General features: G+C 72.7%; 19 protein-coding genes. 7 read left to right on the top strand and 12 right to left on the bottom strand.

Annotated features, from left to right (window positions below; genetic code table 11):
* Positions 1-9: 9 nt before the first annotated feature.
* The 6 genes from DEJ11_RS09175 to ybaK all read right to left on the bottom strand — a co-directional run bounded on the left by DEJ11_RS09175 (position 10) and on the right by ybaK (position 7,840).
* On the bottom strand, positions 10-663 hold the full coding sequence (locus DEJ11_RS09175; protein WP_246552672.1) for an HIT family protein: 654 nt from the start codon (positions 661-663) through the stop codon (positions 10-12).
* Positions 663-2,684, bottom strand: coding sequence for a threonine--tRNA ligase (gene thrS, locus DEJ11_RS09170; protein WP_110863745.1), 2,022 nt, complete (start codon positions 2,682-2,684; stop codon positions 663-665). The genes DEJ11_RS09175 and thrS overlap by 1 nt, the downstream gene beginning before the upstream one ends.
* Before the next feature lie 123 nt (positions 2,685-2,807).
* Complete coding sequence (locus tag DEJ11_RS09165; RefSeq protein WP_017887364.1) at positions 2,808-3,350, bottom strand: adenine phosphoribosyltransferase; 543 nt, start codon at positions 3,348-3,350, stop codon at positions 2,808-2,810.
* Between the two features lie 240 nt (positions 3,351-3,590).
* Positions 3,591-3,824, bottom strand: a complete 234-nt coding sequence (locus tag DEJ11_RS09160; RefSeq protein WP_128779916.1) for a hypothetical protein — start codon at positions 3,822-3,824, stop codon at positions 3,591-3,593.
* A gap of 827 nt (positions 3,825-4,651) precedes the next feature.
* Complete coding sequence (locus DEJ11_RS09155; RefSeq protein WP_111103575.1) at positions 4,652-7,258, bottom strand: ATP-dependent Clp protease ATP-binding subunit; 2,607 nt, start codon at positions 7,256-7,258, stop codon at positions 4,652-4,654.
* Positions 7,259-7,354: 96 nt separating this feature from the next.
* Positions 7,355-7,840: a Cys-tRNA(Pro) deacylase gene (gene ybaK / locus DEJ11_RS09150; RefSeq protein WP_071244681.1), complete on the bottom strand. Its 486-nt coding sequence runs from the start codon at positions 7,838-7,840 to the stop codon at positions 7,355-7,357.
* Between the two features lie 66 nt (positions 7,841-7,906).
* Between ybaK and DEJ11_RS09145 the strand changes: the two genes are divergently transcribed.
* Both DEJ11_RS09145 and DEJ11_RS09140 read left to right on the top strand, forming a co-directional pair.
* The gene (locus DEJ11_RS09145) at positions 7,907-8,200 is read left to right on the top strand and encodes a hypothetical protein (RefSeq protein WP_110863747.1); all 294 of its coding nucleotides are present in this window, start codon (positions 7,907-7,909) and stop codon (positions 8,198-8,200) included.
* A gap of 61 nt (positions 8,201-8,261) precedes the next feature.
* On the top strand, positions 8,262-8,999 hold the full coding sequence (locus tag DEJ11_RS09140; RefSeq protein WP_111103574.1) for a YidC/Oxa1 family membrane protein insertase: 738 nt from the start codon (positions 8,262-8,264) through the stop codon (positions 8,997-8,999).
* Here DEJ11_RS09140 and DEJ11_RS09135 read toward each other — a convergent pair.
* Positions 8,996-9,211, bottom strand: a complete 216-nt coding sequence (locus DEJ11_RS09135; protein ID WP_027465592.1) for a hypothetical protein — start codon at positions 9,209-9,211, stop codon at positions 8,996-8,998. The genes DEJ11_RS09140 and DEJ11_RS09135 overlap by 4 nt on opposite strands.
* 93 nt (positions 9,212-9,304) lie before the next feature.
* On the opposite strand from DEJ11_RS09135, the gene DEJ11_RS09130 reads away from it, so the two are divergent.
* Positions 9,305-10,222 (top strand): hypothetical protein, encoded by a 918-nt coding sequence (locus DEJ11_RS09130; protein ID WP_111103572.1) that lies wholly within the window; start codon positions 9,305-9,307, stop codon positions 10,220-10,222.
* Positions 10,223-10,451: 229 nt separating this feature from the next.
* The gene (locus tag DEJ11_RS09125; RefSeq protein ID WP_111031737.1) at positions 10,452-11,813 is read left to right on the top strand and encodes an MFS transporter; all 1,362 of its coding nucleotides are present in this window, start codon (positions 10,452-10,454) and stop codon (positions 11,811-11,813) included.
* Positions 11,814-12,423: 610 nt separating this feature from the next.
* Here DEJ11_RS09125 and DEJ11_RS09120 read toward each other — a convergent pair.
* Complete coding sequence (locus tag DEJ11_RS09120; protein WP_111103571.1) at positions 12,424-14,511, bottom strand: MSCRAMM family protein; 2,088 nt, start codon at positions 14,509-14,511, stop codon at positions 12,424-12,426.
* Positions 14,512-14,719: 208 nt separating this feature from the next.
* Positions 14,720-15,184 carry an NUDIX hydrolase gene (locus tag DEJ11_RS09115; RefSeq protein WP_258375392.1) on the bottom strand — a complete coding sequence of 155 codons (465 nt, stop codon included), beginning with the start codon at positions 15,182-15,184 and terminating at the stop codon, positions 14,720-14,722.
* 176 nt (positions 15,185-15,360) lie between these two features.
* Here DEJ11_RS09115 and DEJ11_RS09110 point away from each other — a divergent pair, with 176 nt between their 5' ends.
* Positions 15,361-16,230: a universal stress protein gene (locus DEJ11_RS09110; protein WP_111030082.1), complete on the top strand. Its 870-nt coding sequence runs from the start codon at positions 15,361-15,363 to the stop codon at positions 16,228-16,230.
* Here DEJ11_RS09110 and DEJ11_RS09105 read toward each other — a convergent pair.
* The 3 genes from DEJ11_RS09105 to DEJ11_RS09095 form a co-directional block, all read right to left on the bottom strand.
* The gene (locus tag DEJ11_RS09105) at positions 16,187-17,143 is read right to left on the bottom strand and encodes an SGNH/GDSL hydrolase family protein (RefSeq protein ID WP_284176622.1); all 957 of its coding nucleotides are present in this window, start codon (positions 17,141-17,143) and stop codon (positions 16,187-16,189) included. The two genes, DEJ11_RS09110 and DEJ11_RS09105, sit on opposite strands and share 44 nt — an antisense overlap.
* Positions 17,144-17,328: 185 nt before the next feature.
* Positions 17,329-17,685 carry a PRC-barrel domain-containing protein gene (locus DEJ11_RS09100; RefSeq protein ID WP_027465587.1) on the bottom strand — a complete coding sequence of 119 codons (357 nt, stop codon included), beginning with the start codon at positions 17,683-17,685 and terminating at the stop codon, positions 17,329-17,331.
* A 50-nt stretch (positions 17,686-17,735) separates the two neighbouring features.
* Positions 17,736-18,719 (bottom strand): glycosyltransferase family 9 protein, encoded by a 984-nt coding sequence (locus tag DEJ11_RS09095; protein WP_111103688.1) that lies wholly within the window; start codon positions 18,717-18,719, stop codon positions 17,736-17,738.
* Positions 18,720-18,819: 100 nt separating this feature from the next.
* On the opposite strand from DEJ11_RS09095, the gene DEJ11_RS09090 reads away from it, so the two are divergent.
* Complete coding sequence (locus DEJ11_RS09090) at positions 18,820-19,377, top strand: D-glycero-alpha-D-manno-heptose-1,7-bisphosphate 7-phosphatase (RefSeq protein ID WP_111103689.1); 558 nt, start codon at positions 18,820-18,822, stop codon at positions 19,375-19,377.
* On the top strand, positions 19,374-20,453 hold the full coding sequence (locus DEJ11_RS09085) for a glycosyltransferase family 9 protein (protein ID WP_111103690.1): 1,080 nt from the start codon (positions 19,374-19,376) through the stop codon (positions 20,451-20,453). Before DEJ11_RS09090 ends, DEJ11_RS09085 begins: the two co-directional genes overlap by 4 nt.
* Positions 20,454-20,461: the final 8 nt, after the last annotated feature.

Genomic DNA, 20,461 nt, shown 5'->3' with positions numbered 1-20,461 from the left:
CCGACCAGTCTAGTGCGCCCGGGGCCACCCGTCGGCGACGAGTCGACGGGTCTCGCCGAGCAACTGCGACATGGACTTCGTCCGGGCGATGATCGGGAAGAAGTTCGCGTCCGACTGCCACCGCGGGACGATGTGCTGGTGCAGGTGTGCGGCCACGCCGGCACCGGCGACCTCGCCCTGGTTCATGCCGATGTTGAAGCCGTCGCAGTGCGAGACCTCGCGCAGCACCCGCATCGCGGTCTGGGTCAGCTCGCCGATCTCGCGCAGTTCGTCAGGAGTCGCCTCGTCGTAGAGCGGGACGTGCCGGTACGGGCAGACGAGCAGGTGCCCGTTGTTGTACGGGAACAGGTTGAGCAGCACGTAGGCGTGCTCGCCCCGGGCCACGATCAGGGCGTCCTCGTCGGACTTCCGCGGGGCTTCGCAGAACGGGCAGTCGTCGTCGTGCCCGCGTCCCCGGCCTTCGCGGCCGGCGTCGATGTAGGCCATCCGGTGCGGGTTCCAGAGCCGCTGGAACGCGTCCGGGACGGCTGCGCCCGTGGCCGCGTCGCGGATCACCAGCGGATCGGTGTCCGCGCCTTCGGAGCCCGCGGCGGCGGTGGGACCGGCCACGTCGTCGACGTGACCGGTCCCCGCGGCCTGCTCCGGGCCTCCCGACTGCGCCATCAGACCTGCGTGCGCTCGCGGATCGCGGTGAGGATGCGGTCCACGGCCTCGTCGACGGGCACCGCGTTGTCCTGGCGGCCGTCGCGGAAGCGGAAGCTGACGGCGCCGGCATCGCGGTCGTCGCCACCGGCGATGAGCTGGAACGGCACCTTCGCCTTGGTGTGCGTGCGGATCTTCTTCTGCATGCGGTCGTCCGAGTGGTCGACCTCGGCGCGGACGCCGTGGGCGCGGAGCTTCGCGATGACCTCGTCGAGGTAGTCGCCGTACTCGGCCGCGACCGGGATGCCGACGACCTGGACGGGCGACAGCCACGCCGGGAACGCGCCCGCGTAGTGCTCGGTGAGGACACCGAAGAAGCGCTCGATCGAGCCGAACAGCGCGCGGTGGATCATCACCGGACGCTGGCGCGAGCCGTCGGCCGCGGTGTAGTCGATGCCGAAGCGCTCGGGCAGGTTGAAGTCGAGCTGTACGGTCGACATCTGCCAGGTGCGTCCGATGGCGTCGCGGGCCTGCACGGAGATCTTCGGGCCGTAGAACGCGGCGCCGGCCGGGTCCGGCACGAGCTCGAGACCGGACTCCTCGGCGACCTGGCGCAGCGTCTCCGTCGCCACGTCCCAGACCTCGTCGTCACCGACGTACTTCTCCGGGTCCTTCGTCGACAGCTCGAGGTAGAAGTCGTCGAGGCCGTAGTCGCGCAGGAGCGAGAGCACGAACGCGAGGGTCGTGGTCAGCTCCTCCTTCATCTTCTCCTGCGTGGTGAAGATGTGCGCGTCGTCCTGGGTCAGGCCGCGCACGCGGGTGAGGCCGTGGATGACGCCGGACTTCTCGTTGCGGTACACCGTGCCGAACTCGAACATCCGGAGCGGGAGGTCGCGGTAGGAGCGGGGCTGCGACCGGTACGCCAGGATGTGCATCGGGCAGTTCATCGGCTTGAGGTAGTAGTCGGCGCCCTGCCGGGTGACGTTGCCGTCCTCGTCCTTCGCCTCGTCCATGTGCATGGCCGGGAACATGCCGTCCTTGTACCAGCCGAGGTGCCCGGAGGTCTCGAACAGGTCGCCCTTGGTGATGTGGGGCGTGTAGACGAACGAGTAGCCGTTCTCCTCGTGCCGACGGCGCGAGTAGTCCTCCATCTCGCGGCGGATGATGCCGCCCTTCGGGTGGAAGATCGCCAGGCCGGAACCGATCTCGTCGGGGAACGAGAACAGGTCGAGTTCGGCGCCGAGCTTGCGGTGGTCGCGCTTGGCGGCTTCCTCGAGGCGCACCAGGTACGCCTTGAGCTGGTCCTTGTCGGGCCAGGCGGTGCCGTAGATGCGCTGCAGCTGCGGGTTCTTCTCCGAGCCGCGCCAGTACGCGGCGGCGACGCGCATGAGCTTGGCGGCGTTGCCGATCCAGCGGGTGTGCGGGACGTGCGGGCCGCGGCAGAGGTCCTGCCAGAGCACCTCGCCCGACTTCGGGTCGACGTTCTCGTACACGGTGAGCTCGCCGGCACCGACCTCGACGCTCTCGCCGGAGTCACCGTCGGACGCCGCACCCTTGAGGCCGATGAGCTCCTGCTTGTAGGGCTCCCCCGCCATCAACTCGCGTGCCTGCTCGTCGGTGACGACCACGCGACGGAAGCGCTGGGCCTGCTTGACGATGCGGTCCATGCCCTTCTCGATCGCCTTGAGGTCTTCGGGGGTGAAGGGCTCGGCGACGTCGAAGTCGTAGTAGAAGCCGTCGGTGACGGGCGGCCCGATGCCGAGCTTGGCGTCCGGGTTGATCTGCTGCACGGCCTGCGCCAGCACGTGGGCTGCCGAGTGCCGCAAGATGTCGAGCCCGTCCTGCTCCTGCAGGGTGACGGCCTCGGCGGTCTCGCCGGCCTGCACGTCCGCCGCGAGGTCCTTCAGGACACCGTCGACACGGATCGCGACGACGCCGCGCTCACCGTCGAAGAGCTCGGTGCCGGTCGTGGTCGTCGTCGCGGTCCGGGGCTCGGGTGCCTGGGGAAGCTCGGCGGGCGCGGGTGCGACTGACTCGGTCACGATGATGGGACTCCTCGATCGAAATGGTGCGTCAAGACTAGTGCGAGACGTGCTCGCGTGCGGACGCCGGGGTCGCACCTGTGGAGAGAACGGATGCCGCCCCGACCGCGCGGTTGCCCGTGATCAGGCCGGGACGGCGCCGAGCGTCGCGACGGGCAGGCGCGGCTCGAGACGCTCGCGCCCGTTCAGGCCGTCGAGCTCGAGCAGGGCGGCGAACCCGATGGCCTGGTAGCCGGCGCGTTCGAGCAGCGTGATGGTGGCTGCACCGGTCCCGCCGGTGGCCAGGACGTCGTCGACGACGAGCACCCGGGTGCCGGCCGGCAACTGGCCGGGGCGCAGTTCGAGTTCGGCCTCGCCGTACTCCAGCGCGTACTGCTCGCTGAGGACCTCGCCGGGGAGCTTCCCCGCCTTGCGCACGGTGAGCACGCCGACCTGGTGCTGGGCGGCGATGCCCCCGGCCAGTGCGAAGCCGCGGGCCTCGATGCCGGCGACGGCGTCGAACCCGGCTCCGACCGCGAACGGTGCCGCGAGTGCTTCGCACACGCGGCCGAACGCGACGGCGTCCGAGAACACCGGCGTCACGTCACGGAAGAGCACCCCCGGCTTCGGGAAGTCCGGCACGAGGGCGGTGAGGCGTTCGACGAGTGCAGCTGCGGTTTCGGTCACCCGCCAACGGTACGGGAGGCCCGGGGTGCGTCCGACACGACGGCGCACGGTGCGAGGGTGGTCGCCTCGTGCGGGGCCGACCGATCGCGGCACGGTGCGGGTTCCGTCGGACGGTTCGCCGAAGGTGGCTCGGTGCGAGGTTGTTTCCTCGCACCGAGCCGTTCAGTCCGCACGGGCTTCGGAACGACGCACGGTGCGCGCGTGACGCCGACGACAGTGCCGGCGCCGCAGCGCCGCGGGTCAGCGCCACATCCGCATGGCGGCGCCCTGGGTGATCCAGTCGGCCTCGCGCTGTTGGCGTTCCCGCTCGAGGCGGGCCAGTGTGGCGAGGTCGACCTCGGGCCGCTCCTTGCGGGTGCGTCGGCTCCAGATGATGAGCGACATCCCGACCCGGAGTGCGATGCGGTCGGCGAGTGAGACCCGGCGGCGCACCGCGCGGGTATCGGGTGGACGGGTGGTGGTCTTCGTGGTCACGGTGTTCCCCTTCAGGGCACGGCAGAGCTGCCCGGGTGTCGGGCAGGACGAATCCGCCCGGGTTGCGGGCAGCAGGAATTGAATGCGTAAGAATGCACTCCGGGATGGTCCGGAAATGTTCGGACAACGATCGCGGAATGCTCGTCGACACCGAGAGCGTCACACTGTCCACCGACATTCTTCCGGCGTCGTCCGCGCAGATCGGACGGCACGCATCGACGAGTCGACGAACCGTTCAGCAGACGAACGAACCGGTGCTGCGCGAGCCTGATCGGCTCAGCGCACGGTGCCCGGAGGCACAGGTGTCAGGAGAGTGGGACGCTCCGGGTCAGCGGACGCGGAACGGGGTACCGACGCGTCCACGGATTCCACGGAACGGAGTGGTTGCGGAGATCATCATGGTCGGCCCCCTTTCGGTCTCGAGCTGGCGGAGTCGTCCGGGTCGAATGTTCGACCGTTCGCGACGAGTGAACACTATCGGCACCGCAATTCCGAGCGCAACCCCTTTTCCGGAAAACATCCGGAATTGCATTCCCGAACAGGGTGATCACGGTGCGAGGTTGGTGTTCTCGTGGCGACGAGCAGGCTGCGTGCCGAGTTCCCGTCGTGCACCGGCGCCGGGCCTCCCGGCTGCACCGTGCGCCGTCGGCGGATCGGTGGCAGCCTGCGCGCTCGGTGCGGGATCGCAGGCGCGCACGGTGCGGGCAACCTCGCACCGTGTGACGGAGCGCGCACGGTGCGCGGCGGCGGCGCGCAGCGCGGCGGTCCGCGCGCGCCGAAGGCCCGGTACCGAATCGGTACCGGGCCTTCGTGTGCGTGCGACCGGACTAGACCGCCGCGTGCTCCGCGACGCTCGCCGTCAGGGCATCGCCATCGACGTCGATCCGCACGGTGTCACCCGCGGCGACCCCGCCCTCGACCACCAGGGTCGCGATGCGGTCGTCGACCTCGCGCTGGATGAGCCGACGGAGCGGGCGGGCGCCGTACTCCGGCTCGTACCCGTGCTCGGCGAGCCAGTCGACCGCCGCGTCGGACACCGACAGGAGCATGTCCTGTGCGACCAGCCGGAGCGCCGTGTCCTGCAGCAGCAGCGACACGATCGACGCGATCTGGGACCGGTCGAGCTTGCGGAACAGCACGATCTCGTCGATGCGGTTGATGAACTCGGGCCGCATCGCCTCGCGCAGCTTGCCCATGACGCGGGCCCGCAGGTCGTCTTCGGCGTAGCCGTCCGTCGCACCGACCGGGGAGAACCCGAGCGCTCCCGAGCGGGAGGCGAGGAACTCCGAGCCGATGTTCGACGTCATGATGACGACCGTGTTCCGGAAGTCGACCGTCCGCCCCTGCCCGTCGGTGAGCCGGCCGTCGTCGAGCACCTGCAGCAGCAGGTTGAAGACGTCCGGGTGGGCCTTCTCGACCTCGTCGAGCAGGATCACCGAGTACGGGTTGCGGCGGACACGCTCGGTGAGCTGGCCGGCCTCGTCGTAGCCGACGTACCCGGGAGGGGCACCGACCAGGCGGGACACGGTGTGGCGTTCGCCGAACTCGCTCATGTCGAAGCGGAGCATGGCGGACTCGTCACCGAACAGCGACGACGCCAGGGCCTTCGCGAGTTCGGTCTTGCCGACGCCCGTCGGGCCGAGGAACAGGAAGCTGCCCACCGGACGACGCGGGTCGCCCATGCCGGTCCGGCTGCGCCGCACCGCCTTGGCGATCGCCCGTACGGCGTCGTCCTGGCCGACGACTCGGTCGTGCAGCTCGGACTCGAGCGCGGCGAGCCGCGTCTTGTCGGCCGAGCCGAGGCGGGTCACCGGGATCCCGGTGGCGCGGGACACCACGGCGGCGATGTCGGCTTCCGTGATGGACGTGTCCGCGGATTCCGGACTGGAGGGGCGGCTGGCGTCCGCCGACGAGGCGGCGGTGATCCGGGCCTCCAGTCCGACGATCTCGTCACGCAGGTCGGACGCTTCCTCGTAGTGCTCCTCGGCGACCGCGCGGTCCTTGCGGGCCGTCAGGTCGGTGACCTGGGCACGCAGTGCCTCGACGTCGACGTCGCCCGACAGGGCGAGGCGGCGGCGTGCACCGGCCTGGTCGATGAGGTCGATGGCCTTGTCCGGCAGGTGCCGGTCGGTCACGTAGCGGTGCGAGAGCTCGACGGCGGCGCGGAGCGCCTCGGGCGTGTAGCCGACGCCGTGGTGCTCCTCGTAGCGCGGGGCGAGGCCGGTCAGGATCGCGACGGCGTCCTCGACGTTCGGCTCCCCCACCGTGACGGGCTGGAACCGGCGCTCGAGCGCGGCGTCCTTCTCGATCCGGCGGTACTCGTTGAGTGTCGTCGCGCCGACCAGGTGCAGGTCGCCGCGGGCGAGCCGGGGCTTGAGGATGTTGCCGGCGTCCATCGAGCCGCCCTCGCCGCCGCCACCGGCGCCGACGACGGTGTGGAGCTCGTCGACGAAGACGATGAGCTCGTCGGCGTGCGCCGCGATCTCGTCGATCGCCTTGGTGAGGCGCTCCTCGAAGTCGCCGCGGTAGCGGGTGCCGGAGAGCATGCCGGGCAGGTCGAGTGCGACGACCCGCTTGCCCTGCAGCAGGGCGGGAACGTCACCGTCGACGATGCGCTGGGCGAGGCCCTCGACGATCGCGGTCTTGCCGACGCCGGGCTCACCGATCAGCACCGGGTTGTTCTTGGTGCGGCGGAGCAGGATCTCGACGGTCTGCTCGATCTCGTCGGCGCGGCCGATCACCGGGTCGACGTGCCCGTCACGGGCGCGCTCGGTGAGGTCGGTGCCGAACTGGTCGAGCGTCGGGGTGTCGCTGTCGGTGGCCTGGTCAGTGCCGACGGCGTCGTTCGTTCCTGGCATGGGGCGCCCCTCTCGTGCTGCTGCCGCGGCCTGCTGGGCGTAGTCCTGCATGACCTGTGGGGTGATCCCGGCGCTGGCGAGCAGCTGGCCGGTCACGGTCTCCTGGTCCATCACGAGCGCGAAGAAGACGTGCTCGGGGTCGGTGTAGGTGCTGCCGAAGCCCCGCGCTGCCTGCGTCGCTTCGACGAGGATGCGCTGGGCGGTGCCGGTCAGTGCCGGGCGGCCGGTCTGCTCGGCCAGCGGCTCGTGCGCCATCGGCAGGCGCTGCTCGATCTCCTCGGCGAGTCGCTGGGGATCGACCCCGGCGGAACGCACGACGGCGTCGAACGGTTCGGTGCGGACGAGCACGTGCAGGATGTGCAGTGCGTCGATCTCGCGCTGCCCCTGCGCGACCGCGTACTCGGCGGTGTGCTGGAGCAGCTCGTGGGTCCGGCGGCTGAGAAGCCGGGTGATGTCGACCGGTCGACCGAACGCGCGGACGCGCTGCTGGTCACCGGTGCGCTGTGCCGCGAGCAGGCGGGCGAGGAACTCGTCGAACGAGTCGTTGCTACCGGTCGGGCCGAACGTCTCTGGCAAAGGGACCTCCTGGGGAACTTGAGTGCCTTCGACTCAATGCAACGCAGGAGGGCCCGGGTCATTCCCGGGTGCCGAAAAAACTTGCGGCGACTCGACTCAGGTCCGCGCGATGGGTGCGGCGACCGCCTCGGTGATCCGTGCGAGGTCGGTCGGTGCCACCTCGACGTCGAAGCCGCGACGTCCGCCGGACACGAAGATGCTCGCGTACGACAGCGCCGACTCGTCGAGGACGGTGCGGAGCCGGGTCTTCTGGCCGACCGGGCTGATCCCGCCGACCACGTAGCCCGTGCGCTTCTCGGCGAGGGCGGGATCGGCCAGCGTCGCCTTCTTGCCCCCGACCGCTGCGGCGATCGCCTTGAGGTCGAGCCGGTTCGCCACCGGCACGATCGCGACGGCGAGGGTGCCGTCGACGGAGACGACGAGGGTCTTGAAGACCTGCTCCTCGCGCAGCCCGAGGGCGGCGGCCGCCTCTTCTCCGAAGTTGGTGGCGCTCTCGTGGTGCTCGTACACGTGCGGCGTGTACGGGACCCCGGCCGCCTCGAGCGCGACGGTCGCTGGGGTGCTCGGCGAACCTGCGGTCATGCCGTGATCCTCCCCCGCCGCACCTTCCGGTCCTCGACGGCACGCGGGCGTTACGCTGAACGGACCATGACCGCCGTCCTGCTGCTGCTCCGCGCCACCGCCGCGCTGGTGCTCGGCGACCCGGCCGCCGGGGTGCTGCCCCTGCTGGCCGTGGCGGCGCTCGGGCTGACCGCAGTCGCCGTGACCGTCGTCGTCGCCCGGCTGCTCGTCGCGGTGCTGGCAGCCGTCCTTGGGGTCGGATCGGCATCCGTGTCGGACCGGTCGGCGGTACCCGACCTGGTCACCCGGATCGGGTGGAGCCACCCCGACGCGGACGGCCACGTCCGCTCACGGGCACCGGGGGTCGCGACCCCGGCCTGACCACCGACCGGTGGCCGGGCCGCTCGCGCACCCCGCTGACCCATCACCGATCGGAACCGTCATGGACCTGTCCACCCTGCCCCTCGTCGGCCCGCTGCTGCACGGCGGCGCGGACCTCGTCACCGCCCTCACCGCGGCGCTCTCCCCCGTCGCCGGCTCGTTCGCCGCGGCGATCGCCGTCGTGCTCCTCACCCTGGCCGTCCGCCTGGTGCTCGTCCCGCTGTCCGTGCTGCAGGTTCGGGCCGAGCGGGACCGCCGGCGCCTCGCACCACAGCTCGCGGCGCTGCGGAAGCGGTACGGCCGCGACAACCAGCGCCTGCAGCGGGCGATGCAGCAGCTGTACACCGACGAGAAGGTCTCGCCGCTGGCCGGCTGCCTGCCCGTCCTGGCGCAGGCACCCGTCGTGTCGCTCGTCTACGCCCTGTTCACGCACGCCTCGATCGGCGGCACCACGAACGCCCTGCTGGAGGCGACGCTCGTCGGGGTCCCGCTCGGCCACTCGCTCGTCGTCACCCTGACGTCGCCGCTGTGGGTGCACGCCTGGGTGGTGCTGGTCCTGCTGGCGGTGCTCGCGGTCGTCGTCGAGCTCAGCCGCCGGTCGAACGCGCACTGGAACCCGGTGCCGGCACCGGAGCCGGGCGTCCCCGGCGCCGCCGCGACCGCCGCCGTGGGTCGGTACGTGCCGTTCGTCACGGTCGTGTTCGCGGCGATCGCACCGCTCGCCGCCGCGCTCTACGTCGTGACGAGTGCGGCCTGGACCTACGGCGAACGCGCCGTGCTGCGACGGGTGGTCCGCTAGCCGCCCTGGCCCTCCTGCTGCGGTCCCTGGTCGACCGGGTCGTACTCGGTGCCGCGGCCCTGCTCCTCGTCGGCGGTCGGCACGTGGCGTTCCGTGCCGGCACCGCCGGGGCTGGTCGCGACGTAGTCGGCCTCGCCGGACTGGGTGTCGTGGCTCAGCGGCTCGAGGGTCTCGGCGTCGGCGTCGTGCTGCGGCATGGGGTCGGTGCTCATGCACCACGCCTACTCCCTCGTTCTGGGTGCGCGCGCACGGCTCGGCGGTGCCACGATGGACCTGTCCACGCGACCGGCAGAGTGGGAGTGCGCATGGCCCACGACGACGTGGCAGCGGAACGGGCACGGCTCGAGGCCGTCGCCTGGGGAGCAGGATCGAGCCCGGCGGACGCAGCGCGCGCCCGGATCGCCCTGCAGGACCTGGAACGCGGACGACGACCCCGCGTGCGTGCGGTCGCGACGGCGCGGGATCCCCTGCCGGGAGGCCCGGGTCCGGTCCGCACGTCCGTCCCGTCCGCGACGCGATCGGGTCCAGGGCCCGTGCCGGTGCCCGTGTCCTCGCCCGCTGACGCGGTGCCCGTGTCCTTCCCCGCCGGCGCGGCGGCGGTGCCCGCCGGAGCCGACGTGTCGGAGGTGACCGACGGCGGTGGGGGCGACCACGTCGACGACGCGCGGGGCGGCGGCGGGGACGAGCCGGGCCTCCAGGCCGAGCCGACCGGACGGACCCGGTGGCGGCGGTGGTTGTGGACGGAGCGACCACGCGCCTGGATCGCGGGCGGCGCGGCTGCAGCGGTGGGCGTCGCGTTCGCCGCCGGGACGCTCGTCGGGACCGCGCGACCGGACGTCGCCGCAGCGCCGAGCGTCACGCCGACAGCGGGGACGATCACGCTCGAACAGCTGCTCGACGTCCCGCAGACGTACGCCGACCAGTTGCCGGGGCCGGTCGCTGCGCCGGTGAGCCTGCACACGACGCGACTGGTCTTCACGAACCGGGCGCTCGACGGCGGGACCGCCGAGACCCCCTGGAACGTCTGGGCCGGGATCGGGACGGACCGGTCGACGATCTGCCTGGTGGCGACGGCGGACCGCATCGAGTCGTCGACGGCGTGCTTCCCGCGGCAGGCGGCGCTGCACGGATCGGTGTCGATGTCGGCGCAGTCCAGGAGCGGCACGTTGACGATCGAGCTGCGCGGCGGCGGGGTGCAGGGCCGGGTGACGAACGAGTACTGAGCGGGCGATCAGTACCTGAGTGTTTCGTTGGAGCGCTCCGATGTATTTGCCGGATGCCCTCGCGAGAGTCGTTCCATCGTGCAACACTGGATGAGCGCACTCGTCGTGGAGTCGTACCCACATCATCCACATCCGCCAGCGAGCGCGCCCCGCAGACCCTCCCGGTCACTGCCGTCAGAACGAACGGCATCGTCGCGCGCTCCACCGTGCCTCGGAGGAGGTCAGCAGCGTGTCCACCAACACCACCACCTCGGCCGTGTCGACCCACACGCGGCCGATCACCGTCACCAGCCAGTCGATCGTCGGCATCGCCGTGCTCGGACTGGCGACGTTCTTCGCCATCACGACCGAGCTCATGCCCGTCGGGCTGCTCGGCACGATGAGCGCCGACCTCGGCGTGACCGAGGCCACCATGGGCATCGTCATCACCGTGTACGCCGCGGCCGTCGCGCTCCTCGCGCTGCCGCTCACCGCGTTCACCGCGAAGCTGCCCCGCAAGACCGTGCTCGTCGCCACGCTCGTCGGCTACACCGTGTCGAACCTGATGGTCGCGCTCGCACCGTCGTTCGCCGTGGTCTGCGCCGGACGCGTCGTCGGCGGCATCGCGCACGCACTGTTCTTCTCGGTCGCCTCGGCGTACGCCACCCGGATCGTCCCGCCGCGGCTGGCCGGGCGGGCGATCGCATTCGTGTACTCGGGCAGCTCGCTCGGGTTCGTGCTCGGCGTGCCCGTCGCGACCTGGGTCGCGCAGCACATCGGCTGGCGCCAGGCTGTGTTCTCCGTCGGTGTCGCCGCAGCGGCACTCGCGGTCGTCGCCCTGCTGTTCCTGCCCGCCGTCCGCGGTGCCTCGTCGCCGCACATCGGGTCGCCGAAGGCCTGGGCGCGCACCGGGCTGCTGTCCGTCGTGATCGCCGACATGCTGTTGTTCGGCGGGCACTACGTCGTCTACACCTACATCGGGCCGTACGCGATCGACGCCGGGCTCGACGCCGGCATGGTCAGCGGGGCGCTGCTCGTGCTCGGTGGCACCGGTGTCGTCGGGCTCTGGCTCGCCGGCATGTTCGTCGACCGTGCGCCCCGGCAGACGCTGATCGCCTCGGTCGCCGTGATGGCCGTGGCCTTCGCGACGATGCCGTTCGTGCACGGCTCCCTGATCGGGACGATGGTCGTCGCGGGCATCTGGATGGCCGCGAACGGCACGACCGGCACGCTCTTCATGGCCGCGGCGATCCGTGCCGGTGGCGTCTCCCCCGACATCGCCGGCGCGCTGGTCAACGGCGCGTCGAACATCGGCATCGCCGGTGGTGCGGCGTTCGGCGGGCAGGCCCTCGGGATCGTCGGGCTGCAGTACCTGCCGTTCGCCGGTGCCGCGGTGCTGGTCGGCGCGCTCGGGGTCGTCGTGCTGGCGCGCCGTGGGTTCCCGGTGCACTCGCACGCGCAGGAGCACCTGTCGACCTCGTCCATCGAGGCCATCACGTCGTCGCTCGCGGTCGTCACCACGTCCGTGCCGGTCGTCGGGCGGGCGATCCAGACGGTCACGGGGTCGATCGGCGTCGTCACGGGTTCGGTGCGGCGGCCGCGGACGCGGTAGGGGCGGTGCGGGGGCTTGTCGCCGAGTGGTCACGACATGCCGTTAGCGGGACGTCGGTGTCGCACGAACTGTCGTCTGACGGGTCGGCGGGCGACGGTTCGTGGCCCCTCGGCGGACGCGGGCGGCGTGTTGTGCGACCGCGACGAAGGCGTGCGGCCCGGCCTCGAGTGGTCACGACATGCCGTTGGTCGGGCGTCGGGGTCGCTCGAACTGTCGTCTGACGGGTCGGCGGGCGGCTGTTCGTGGCCCCTCGGCGGACGCGGGCGGCGTGTTGTGCGACTGCCGCGGAGGCGGAAGGCCCGGCCTCGAGTGGTCACGACATGCCGTTGGTCGGGCGTCGGGGTCGCACGAACTGTCGTCTGGCGGGTCGGCGGGCGACGGTAAGCGACCCCTCGGCGGACGCGGGCGGCGTGTTGTGCGACCGCGGCGGGGACGTTCGGCCCGGCGCTGAGTGGTCACGACATGCCGTTGGTCGGGCGTCGAGGTCGCACGAACTGTCGTCTGACGGGTCGGCGGGCGACGGTTCGTGGCCCCTCGGCGGACGCGGGCGGCGTGTTGTGCGACCGTGGCCGCCGCCGCGGCCGCCGCCACCACCGCGGCCGCAGCCCGGTCAGTCCTGCAGGTGGTCCGTGCGGCGGCGGTTGCGCACCGCGCGGTAGGTCAGCAGCGCCGCACCGAGCAGCACGAGCACCCCGGCGGCGATGAGACCCGGGCCGAGGTCCGCGCCCGTGTACGCCAGCGGTCCACCGTCCCCCGCGCCGTCCTGGCCCGACACCGGCGCGGAGCCAGAGCCCGAGCCGGCAGCGGGGCCGGTCGGAGCCGCCGAAGGAGAGCCACTCGGCGACGGCGACGGCGACGGAGCTGGAGCCGGCGCCGGACCCGCCGCGGCCCGCACCACGAACGCCAGCGGCGTCGCGGCCCCGGACTCCGGGGTGACGACGGTCGCCGTCTCGGCCCCCTCGACGTCGACCGAGACGACGTACTCGGTCGTGGGCTCCAGGCCGGTCAGGTCGAACGCACCGTCGTCGTTCGTCACGACCGACACGGGTTCGCCGGACTGTGGGTCCGTCGGAGTCGCGACGACCTCGACGTCCGGAACCGGTTCGCCGTTCGTGTCGACGACGGTGCCCGGCTGGTCGGTCGTGACCTCGGCGGCTGCGGCGGCGGAGGCGAACGGCAGGTCGGACGCAGCACGCTCGCCGGCGACGGCTGTCACACCGGTGTTCGAGGTCGCCCCGGTCGCCCCCTGCTCCGGTCGTTCGGTCCGGACGGTGTACGTGCCCGCCGCAGTGGCGAAGACGTAGCGACCGTCGGCATCGGTCACCGTCGATGCGACCACGGCGCCGGTGCCGTCGACGAGCTCGACCACTGCGCCGGCGGGCACGGGTGCACCGTCGAGCGAGACCACACCCGCGACCGTCGTGACGACGGCGGCCGGGGCGTCGATCTCGTCGGGGACCGCGGGTGCCGCGTCGACGTCGCCGGTCGTGATGGTCACGGGCGGCTCGTCGGCGACGGACACGTCGAGGTCGGTGTCTGCTGGCAGGTCCGAGCCGGTGTAGACGCCGTCGCTGTTCGTCGTGGTGTCGACGAGGACGTCCCCGGAGTCTGGGTCGGTGATGACGACCTCGAGGTTCGAGACCGGTCGGCCGTCCTCGTCGACCACGGTGCCGATGACCGACACGGTGTCCTCCGGCGACGTGAACGCGAAGTCGGCCTGCTGGTCCACGCCGCCCGGTGAGCCTGTCTGGGCGAGGGAGACCCTTGTGGGCTGGTCAGGACCCTCTGCGCCGTCCGGCGGGGTGATCTCGACGCGGTAGTTCGCGATCACCGGCAGCTGCGGGAACGCGTAGGTGCCGTCGGGGCTGGTGGTCGTCGTGTAGACGGTGCCGCGCGGAGCGGTGACACGGACGATCGCCCCGGGGATCGGCGCTCCGTCGAGGGTCGCCGTGCCGGTGATCGCGGCGGTGCGGTTGGCGAACCAGGTCTGGTACACCGGGAAGCCGCTGCGCTGCTGGTACGTGATCGTCAGGCTGGTGAGCGACACGGTCGGCGTGAACCAGGCCGTCGCACCGGCGGTGTCGACCGCGCCGGTGTTGCCCGTCAGGGTCCGGGTGGCCGGGTCCCAGGTGGGCCGGTCCTGCCCGGTCGTGCCGTCGGGGTCGGCGGTGCACGACGGCCCTCCGGCGACGGCGGCCGAGCACGAGTTGTAGGAGCTCACGTAGCCGAGCTGCTCCGCGGTCGCGGCGGCACCCCCGGAGACGGTGGCCGAGATGGTCGCCCGGTCCGCGTCGACGTCGCCGAGCACGAACGACCAGCTCTGGGCACCCGGCGTCGGCTCGGCGAACGTGTAGGTGGTCGTCGAGGCGCCGGTCGTGGGCGAGTCGACGTTCGGCCGCTGGTTCATGTAGGTCTGGCCGCGGCTCGTCCCGTAGACCGCGCCCGACGGGGTCGACGCCGACTGCCAGGTCGATGCCCCGCTGACGACGGTCGACTGCCGGGAGTCCGACGTGAAGGTCGTCTCGGCGAACCCGGCGAGCGTCATCGTGCCGGTGTAGGCCCGGCTCGCTCCGCTGAGGGTGAAGGTCCCCCAGTTGCCGACCGGCTCCGCCGACGCACTGGTCGCGCCGCCGATCGCGAGTCCTGCTCCGAGTGCCAGGGCCGTCAGCCCAGCCGTGACCGCGCGCCAGTGCCGCATGTGTGCTCCCCTGCTGTGGCGCCGGAGAACCCGACACCCCCTCAGACTATCCAGCGGGCGCGGCTCGTGTCCGGTGTCCGACACAGCCGGGAAGGTCTCGCCGAGTGGTCACGACCTGCCGCGTGCCGGTCGCCGGGTGGCCGAGAAGTGTCGGCTGGAGGGCCGCCGGACGACAGTTCGTGACCCCTCGACGAAAATGATCGGCGCGTCAGGCACCCATCGCCACCAGGGCGTCGAGCGCAGCGACCTGACCGGCCACCAGCAGCTCCCGCGCCTCGTCGAGGCCGACCCACCGTGCGTCGTCCACCTCGGGTACCTCGACGAACCGCCCCGACCCGCGCGGGAGCTCGAGGCGCACGGTGTTGCTGCGCACGGTGTCGACCGAGAACCCCGACGCCCGTGCCGCGAAGACCCGCACGCGCTTGCCCGACGCCTGCCGGAACTCCCCCAGGTCGGTCAGGTCGGCCGCGGTCACCGGTGCGGGCACGCCGATCTCCTCGGCGAACTCGCGCAGCGCGGTGCCGAGCGGCTCCTCGCCCGCCTCGACCAGGCCCTTCGGGATCGACCAGGCACGCGGCCGGGTGCGCCAGAACGGTCCGCCCATGTGCGCGAGGAAGACCTCGGGCCCGGACGGAACGGTCCGGTGCAGCAACAGTCCGGCGCTCACGACCACGCCCCGAGACTACGCAGACCCGGCCGGGAGGCCCGGATCACCACACACACGCCGCGCACCACCCGACGTGCCCGGTTCCACCGCCGGTTCCCCACGTCCGCGCCGGGAGTACCCTGTGGCGCACGGAGCGCCGTGTGACGCCCCCGGAGGACCTGCGATGGAGGAGGCCGATCGGGATGGACGAACGATGGACGACGGTGACGCTGGCCGCGGACGCCGCGATGCCGCACGACGAGGCGCTGCGGTGGATCGCCGCCCGCGCGGACAGCGGGATCGAGCGGATCCGGATCATCGGTGCCGACCCGGCGATCGAGGGCCCCGGACCGGTCGCCGACCGCCTGGCCGAGGCCGCTCGTGCCGCCCTGCCCGGAGTGACCGTCGAGGTGCACCGGCACGCGGGGCCGTTCGCCACCGCCCTGGTCGAGGAGTCGGACGGCGGTGACCTCCTGGTGATCGGGACCTTCCGGAGCCGACGGGGTTCGACCGCCGGCGGCGACCCGGCGCGGGTCGCGGTCCGTGCGGCCGTGCCGACCGTGATCGTCCCCGAGGGCCCGCACCCGATCGACGGCGACGTGGTGCTGGCCGTCGAGGAACCGATCGACGAACGGGCCGTCTCGATCGCCGTGGCCGAGGCCGTCCGGCTGCACCGACGACTGACGCTGCTCCGGGCGTGGGAGATGCCCGTGCTGACCCGGACCGGGCTCACCGACTTCGCCGAGGATCCCCTGCGGTGGCGCGCCCGGAACGCCGAACTGCTGCAGCGGGTCACCGAGGATCTGACCGCGCGGTTCCCGGCGGTGCGGATCCGGCCGCTGCTCGTGGAGGGACACCCGGGGCACGCCATCGCATCGCGCACCCGGCGGGCGTCGCTCGTGGTGCTCGGACGGGGGCACGTGCGGGTGTTGTCTGGCGCACTGCTCCACGACGTCGTCCGTGAGACGGCGGCTCCGGTGTGCGTCGTCCCTCCGGCGGCGCACACGGACAGCGCGGGGTCCGGACGGGTCAGCCGGCGAGTTCCCGGATCGCGTCGGCCATCTGGTCGGTGAGGTACGCGACACCGCGGCCGTTCGGGTGCAGGGCGCCGGCCTTGAGGTCGATGCGTCGCAGGTCGCTCGAGCCGGTCAGGCTGACGCCGGCGACGTAGCGCTCGTCCGCCGGGGCGCAGGCCGAGTGGGCCTCGGTGCGTTCGAGGACGTCGACGAACCGCACCCCGGCGGCGTCGGCGGCGGATGCGGACACGGCGTCGAGCTCCTCCTGCACGCCGTGGAGGTACGCCACGTCGTCGTCGGTGAAGGGGAAGGTGTCCGAGGGGAACGACCCCGCGAGCGTGCCGAGGTCGAGCGCCGAGCGGAAGCAGCCCTTCGCCGGGGTGTGCTCGGCGTCCGGGAAGATCGCCGGGTACCCGAGGAACACGACGACGGCGTTCGGGGCGGCCCGTTGCACCGCTGCCAGGGTGTCGGCGATCCCGAGCGCGACCCGCGACTGGATCTTGACGCTGAGCTGGTCCTCACCGTCCTGCACGAGCGTGCTCTCGCACGACGGCGCGTCACGTCCGGAGAACACCGGGCCGTCGGCCGAGATCGCCAGGCACGACGCGGCCGTGCCGAACAGGTCCGCGTCGTTGCCGCCGATCGTCAGGGTCACGAGCCGGGTGCGCGACGACAGCGACTCGATCTGGGGTGGGACGCCCGTGAACTGGTGTCCGGTCGTGACGTCCTCGCTGGTGGCGCCCGCGCACGTGACGTCGGTCAGGTCGAGGCCGAACCGCGCCGCGAGCCGGTGCGGGTAGTCACGGGCCGACTGCACGCACGCGCTCGTGGGCAGCCGGGTCCGGTCGCCGAGTCCGTAGCCGGCGGAGTACGAGTCGCCGAGGGCGACGTACTCGCTGCCGGGCGGGAGGTCGGCGAGCGGCTCGGTCGGGTCGTCCGGCACCGGGTAGGGCTGCGGGACGGGCCACATCGGCGCAGCGGACGCAGGGTGCGCCCCGCCCGGAACCGCGACACCGGCCACCATCAACCCGACCACGGCGACCGCTGCCAGGGCGGCGAGCAGCGTCGTACGGGCGGTGCGGAGCAGTTGCGGCCTCCGGGCGGGTGCGGCGGATCGGTCGGTCGGGTGGGGTCGGTCGGTGGGGCGGGACGGGCTCAGCGGCGTCCGAGACGGCGTTCGCCACCGCTGCCGGTGCGGTACTCCAGCCCGTAGTGCTGGAACAGCTCGGGCTCCGTCGCGGCGTCGAGTTCGCCGTCGGTCGAGATCGACGGGGCGTCCTTGACGAGCTTCTTCGGGAACGTCACACGCAGGTGCTTCGGGGCGACGGTGGCGCCGAACAGCGGGACGAAGACGAGCTTCTGGAACCCGACCATGCCGGTGGTCAGGGCACCGAACGCCGGCTCGGACGTGGCGGTGTCGTAGTAGATGCTCTCGAGCGTGCCGACCTTGTCGTCGGCCTCGTCGACGACCGGCAGACCGATCCAGTCACGGATGTTCGCGGCTTCGAACACGAAGGACTCCCTCCGAGCGTCCGGCAGGTCCGGGTGGCTCTCGGTCGACGCTACCGCCCGGCCGCCTGAGCGGTCACCCGGAGCCGGTCCACCGCGCCGAGCACGTCGTCCGCGGTCACGGCCAGGATCGCCGGGTCCGGGTCCTCGGCGAAGACGTCGCCGCGACGGACCGAGGCGTCGGTGAGCACGATGTGCGGGCCGGTCGACGGCGGGCCCCACGCCTCGGGCGGGGCCGGGCCGAACAGCACGACCGACGGCACCCCGTACGCGGTTGCCAGGTGCGCAGCGCCGGTGTCGACCGTGACGACGAGCCACGCCGCGGCGATCACCGCGGCGAAGGCCTGCAGGTCCAGGGTGCCGGCCAGGACCGCCTCCGGCGCCAGGCCGGCCGCGTCGGCGACGGCACGGGCGCGCACGACGTCGTCCGAGCCTCCTGTCAGGACCACGTCGGCACCGCGCGCACGCAGTCCGCGCACCACGTCGGCGAAGCGGTCCGTCGGCCAGTGCCGCGCACCGTGGAAGGCGCCCACGTGCACGACGGCCGCGTCGGCGACCACCGGCGGCTCGGCGGGGCGGTCGATGTGCACCTCGGTGGCGTCCGCCTGGATGCCGTGCCACGTGAGCAGGTCCGCCCAGCGGTCGCGCTCGTGCACGTCGTCCGGCCACTCCGGGCCCTCGTAGTCGTGGGTCGGGTCGGCGTGCCCGATGACCCGGCGCGGGGCGAGCGCGGCGACGAGGTCCGAGGACTCCGGGCCGGCGCCGTGCAGGTTGACGGCGATGTCGACGGCACCGTGCGGCACCGCGATCGGGTGGTCGAGACCGTGCTGGGCCAGGTGGACGTCCACCGCCGGTACGAGTTCGACGACCGGCGCCAGCCACGCCGTGGTGGCCAGGGTGATGCGGTGGTCGGGGAACGCGCGGCGGAGCGCGTGCAGTGCGGGGACGGCGACGAGCAGGTCGCCGAGCTTGATGGCACGGAGGACGAGCAGTTCCGGGCGTCCGTCGGGGTCGGGCAGGTTCTCGAGGGCGGTCACCGCCGCGACGGTAGACCCGACACGCTGACGGTCCTGCCGGGACCGCGCTCCGCGGCTCTTCCTGGGGCGGTCCCCGGTCGTGGACCGGTAGTCACGGAGCATGGCCCTCACACCGGACCGCGTCATCCGCGGCCTGCTCCTCGACCGCGACGACACCCTCGTGGTGGACGTCCCGTACAACGCCGACCCGCACCTGGTCGTCCCCGTCCCCGGTGCCCGCCGCGCCGTCGACCGGGCGCGTGCCGCCGGGTTGCAGCTCGGCGTCGTCACGAACCAGTCGGTGATCGCGAAGGGCATGGCCACGCGCGAACAGGTCGACGCCACCAACGCCCGGGTCGACGAGCTCGTCGGCCCGTTCGACGTGTGGTGCGTCTGCCCGCACGACGCCGGCGACGACTGCGCCTGCCGGAAGCCCCGGCCCGGGATGGTCCTCGACGCCGCACAGCGGCTCGGCATCCCGCCGGAGTCGATCGTCGTCGTCGGTGACATCGGCACCGACGTCCAGGCCGCGCGGAACGCCGGCGCGCAGGGGATCCTCGTGCCCACCCCGCGCACCCGCGCTCAGGAGATCGACGAGGCCGACACCGTCGCCGCGGACCTGGACGAGGCCGTCACCCTGGTGCTCGAGCACTTCGGCAGCGTGGCGGACCGGGCGTGAGCGCGGGTCGGCGCGTCCTCGTCGCCCGGCTCGACTCCTTCGGCGACGTCCTGGTCGCCGGCCCCGCGGTGCGCGCGGTCGCCGCCGGTGCCGCGCACGTGACGATGCTGTGCGGACCGCAGGGGGCGCCGGCCGCCGACCTGCTGCCCGGCATCGACCGGGTGCGGGTGTGGGCGGCACCGTGGGTCACCGAGACCGCACGCCCGATCGACGACGCCCTGCTCGCCGAGTTCCGCGCGCTGGTCGCCGAGGAACAGCCCGACGAGGCCGTCGTCCTGACTTCCTTCCACCAGTCGCCCCTGCCCCTCGCGCTGCTCCTGCGCCTGGCCGGTGTCCCCCGGGTCTCCGGGGCCTCGGTCGACCACCCCGGGTCTCTGCTCGACGTGCGGCTGCGCCCCGGCGAGGACCTGCCCGAGGACCTCCCCGAGCCCGAGCGCGCGCTGCGGATCGCCGAGGCGGCCGGGTTCCGGCTGCCGCCGGACGACGACGGGAGGCTCGCGGTGCGCCATGACGCCGTCCCGCCCCCGCCCGTGGCCGGTCTCGACCGCTACGTGGTCGTCCACCCCGGAGCCAGCGTCCCGGCACGGTCGTGGCCGGAGTCCCACCACCGTGCGCTCGTCGCCGCCTACGCCGAGCGCGGCGTCCCCGTCGTCGTCACCGGCTCCCCCGGCGAACGCGCGCTGACCGCCGCCGTGGCGGGTGACAGCGGCATCGACCTCGGCGGACGCACCAGCCCCGCCGAACTCGCGGCCGTCCTCGCCGGCGCCGAGGTCGTCGTCGTCGGGAACACCGGTCCGGCCCACCTCGCCGCGGCCGTCGGGGCGCCCATCGTGAGCCTGTTCTCGCCCGTCGTCCCCGCCGTGAAGTGGGCGCCGTACGCCCCGCTGGTCGAACTGCTCGGCGACCAGGCCGCACCGTGCCGGCTCAGCCGCGCTCGCGAGTGCCCGGTCCCCGGCCACCCGTGCCTGTCCGGAGTGCGCATCGCGGACGTCCTGGAGGCCCACGAGCGGCTCCTCGACCGCGTTTCGCGGACTGATCCGAGAAGTCTGCGGGGCGGCCCAGAAGGCGCTGCGTAGCGTGCGCC

Source organism: Curtobacterium sp. MCLR17_058 (assembly GCF_003234705.2).
Taxonomy (GTDB): domain Bacteria; phylum Actinomycetota; class Actinomycetes; order Actinomycetales; family Microbacteriaceae; genus Curtobacterium; species Curtobacterium flaccumfaciens.
The sequence above is the reverse complement of the archived record's forward strand: the minus strand, read 5'-3'. Positions and strand labels throughout refer to the sequence as shown.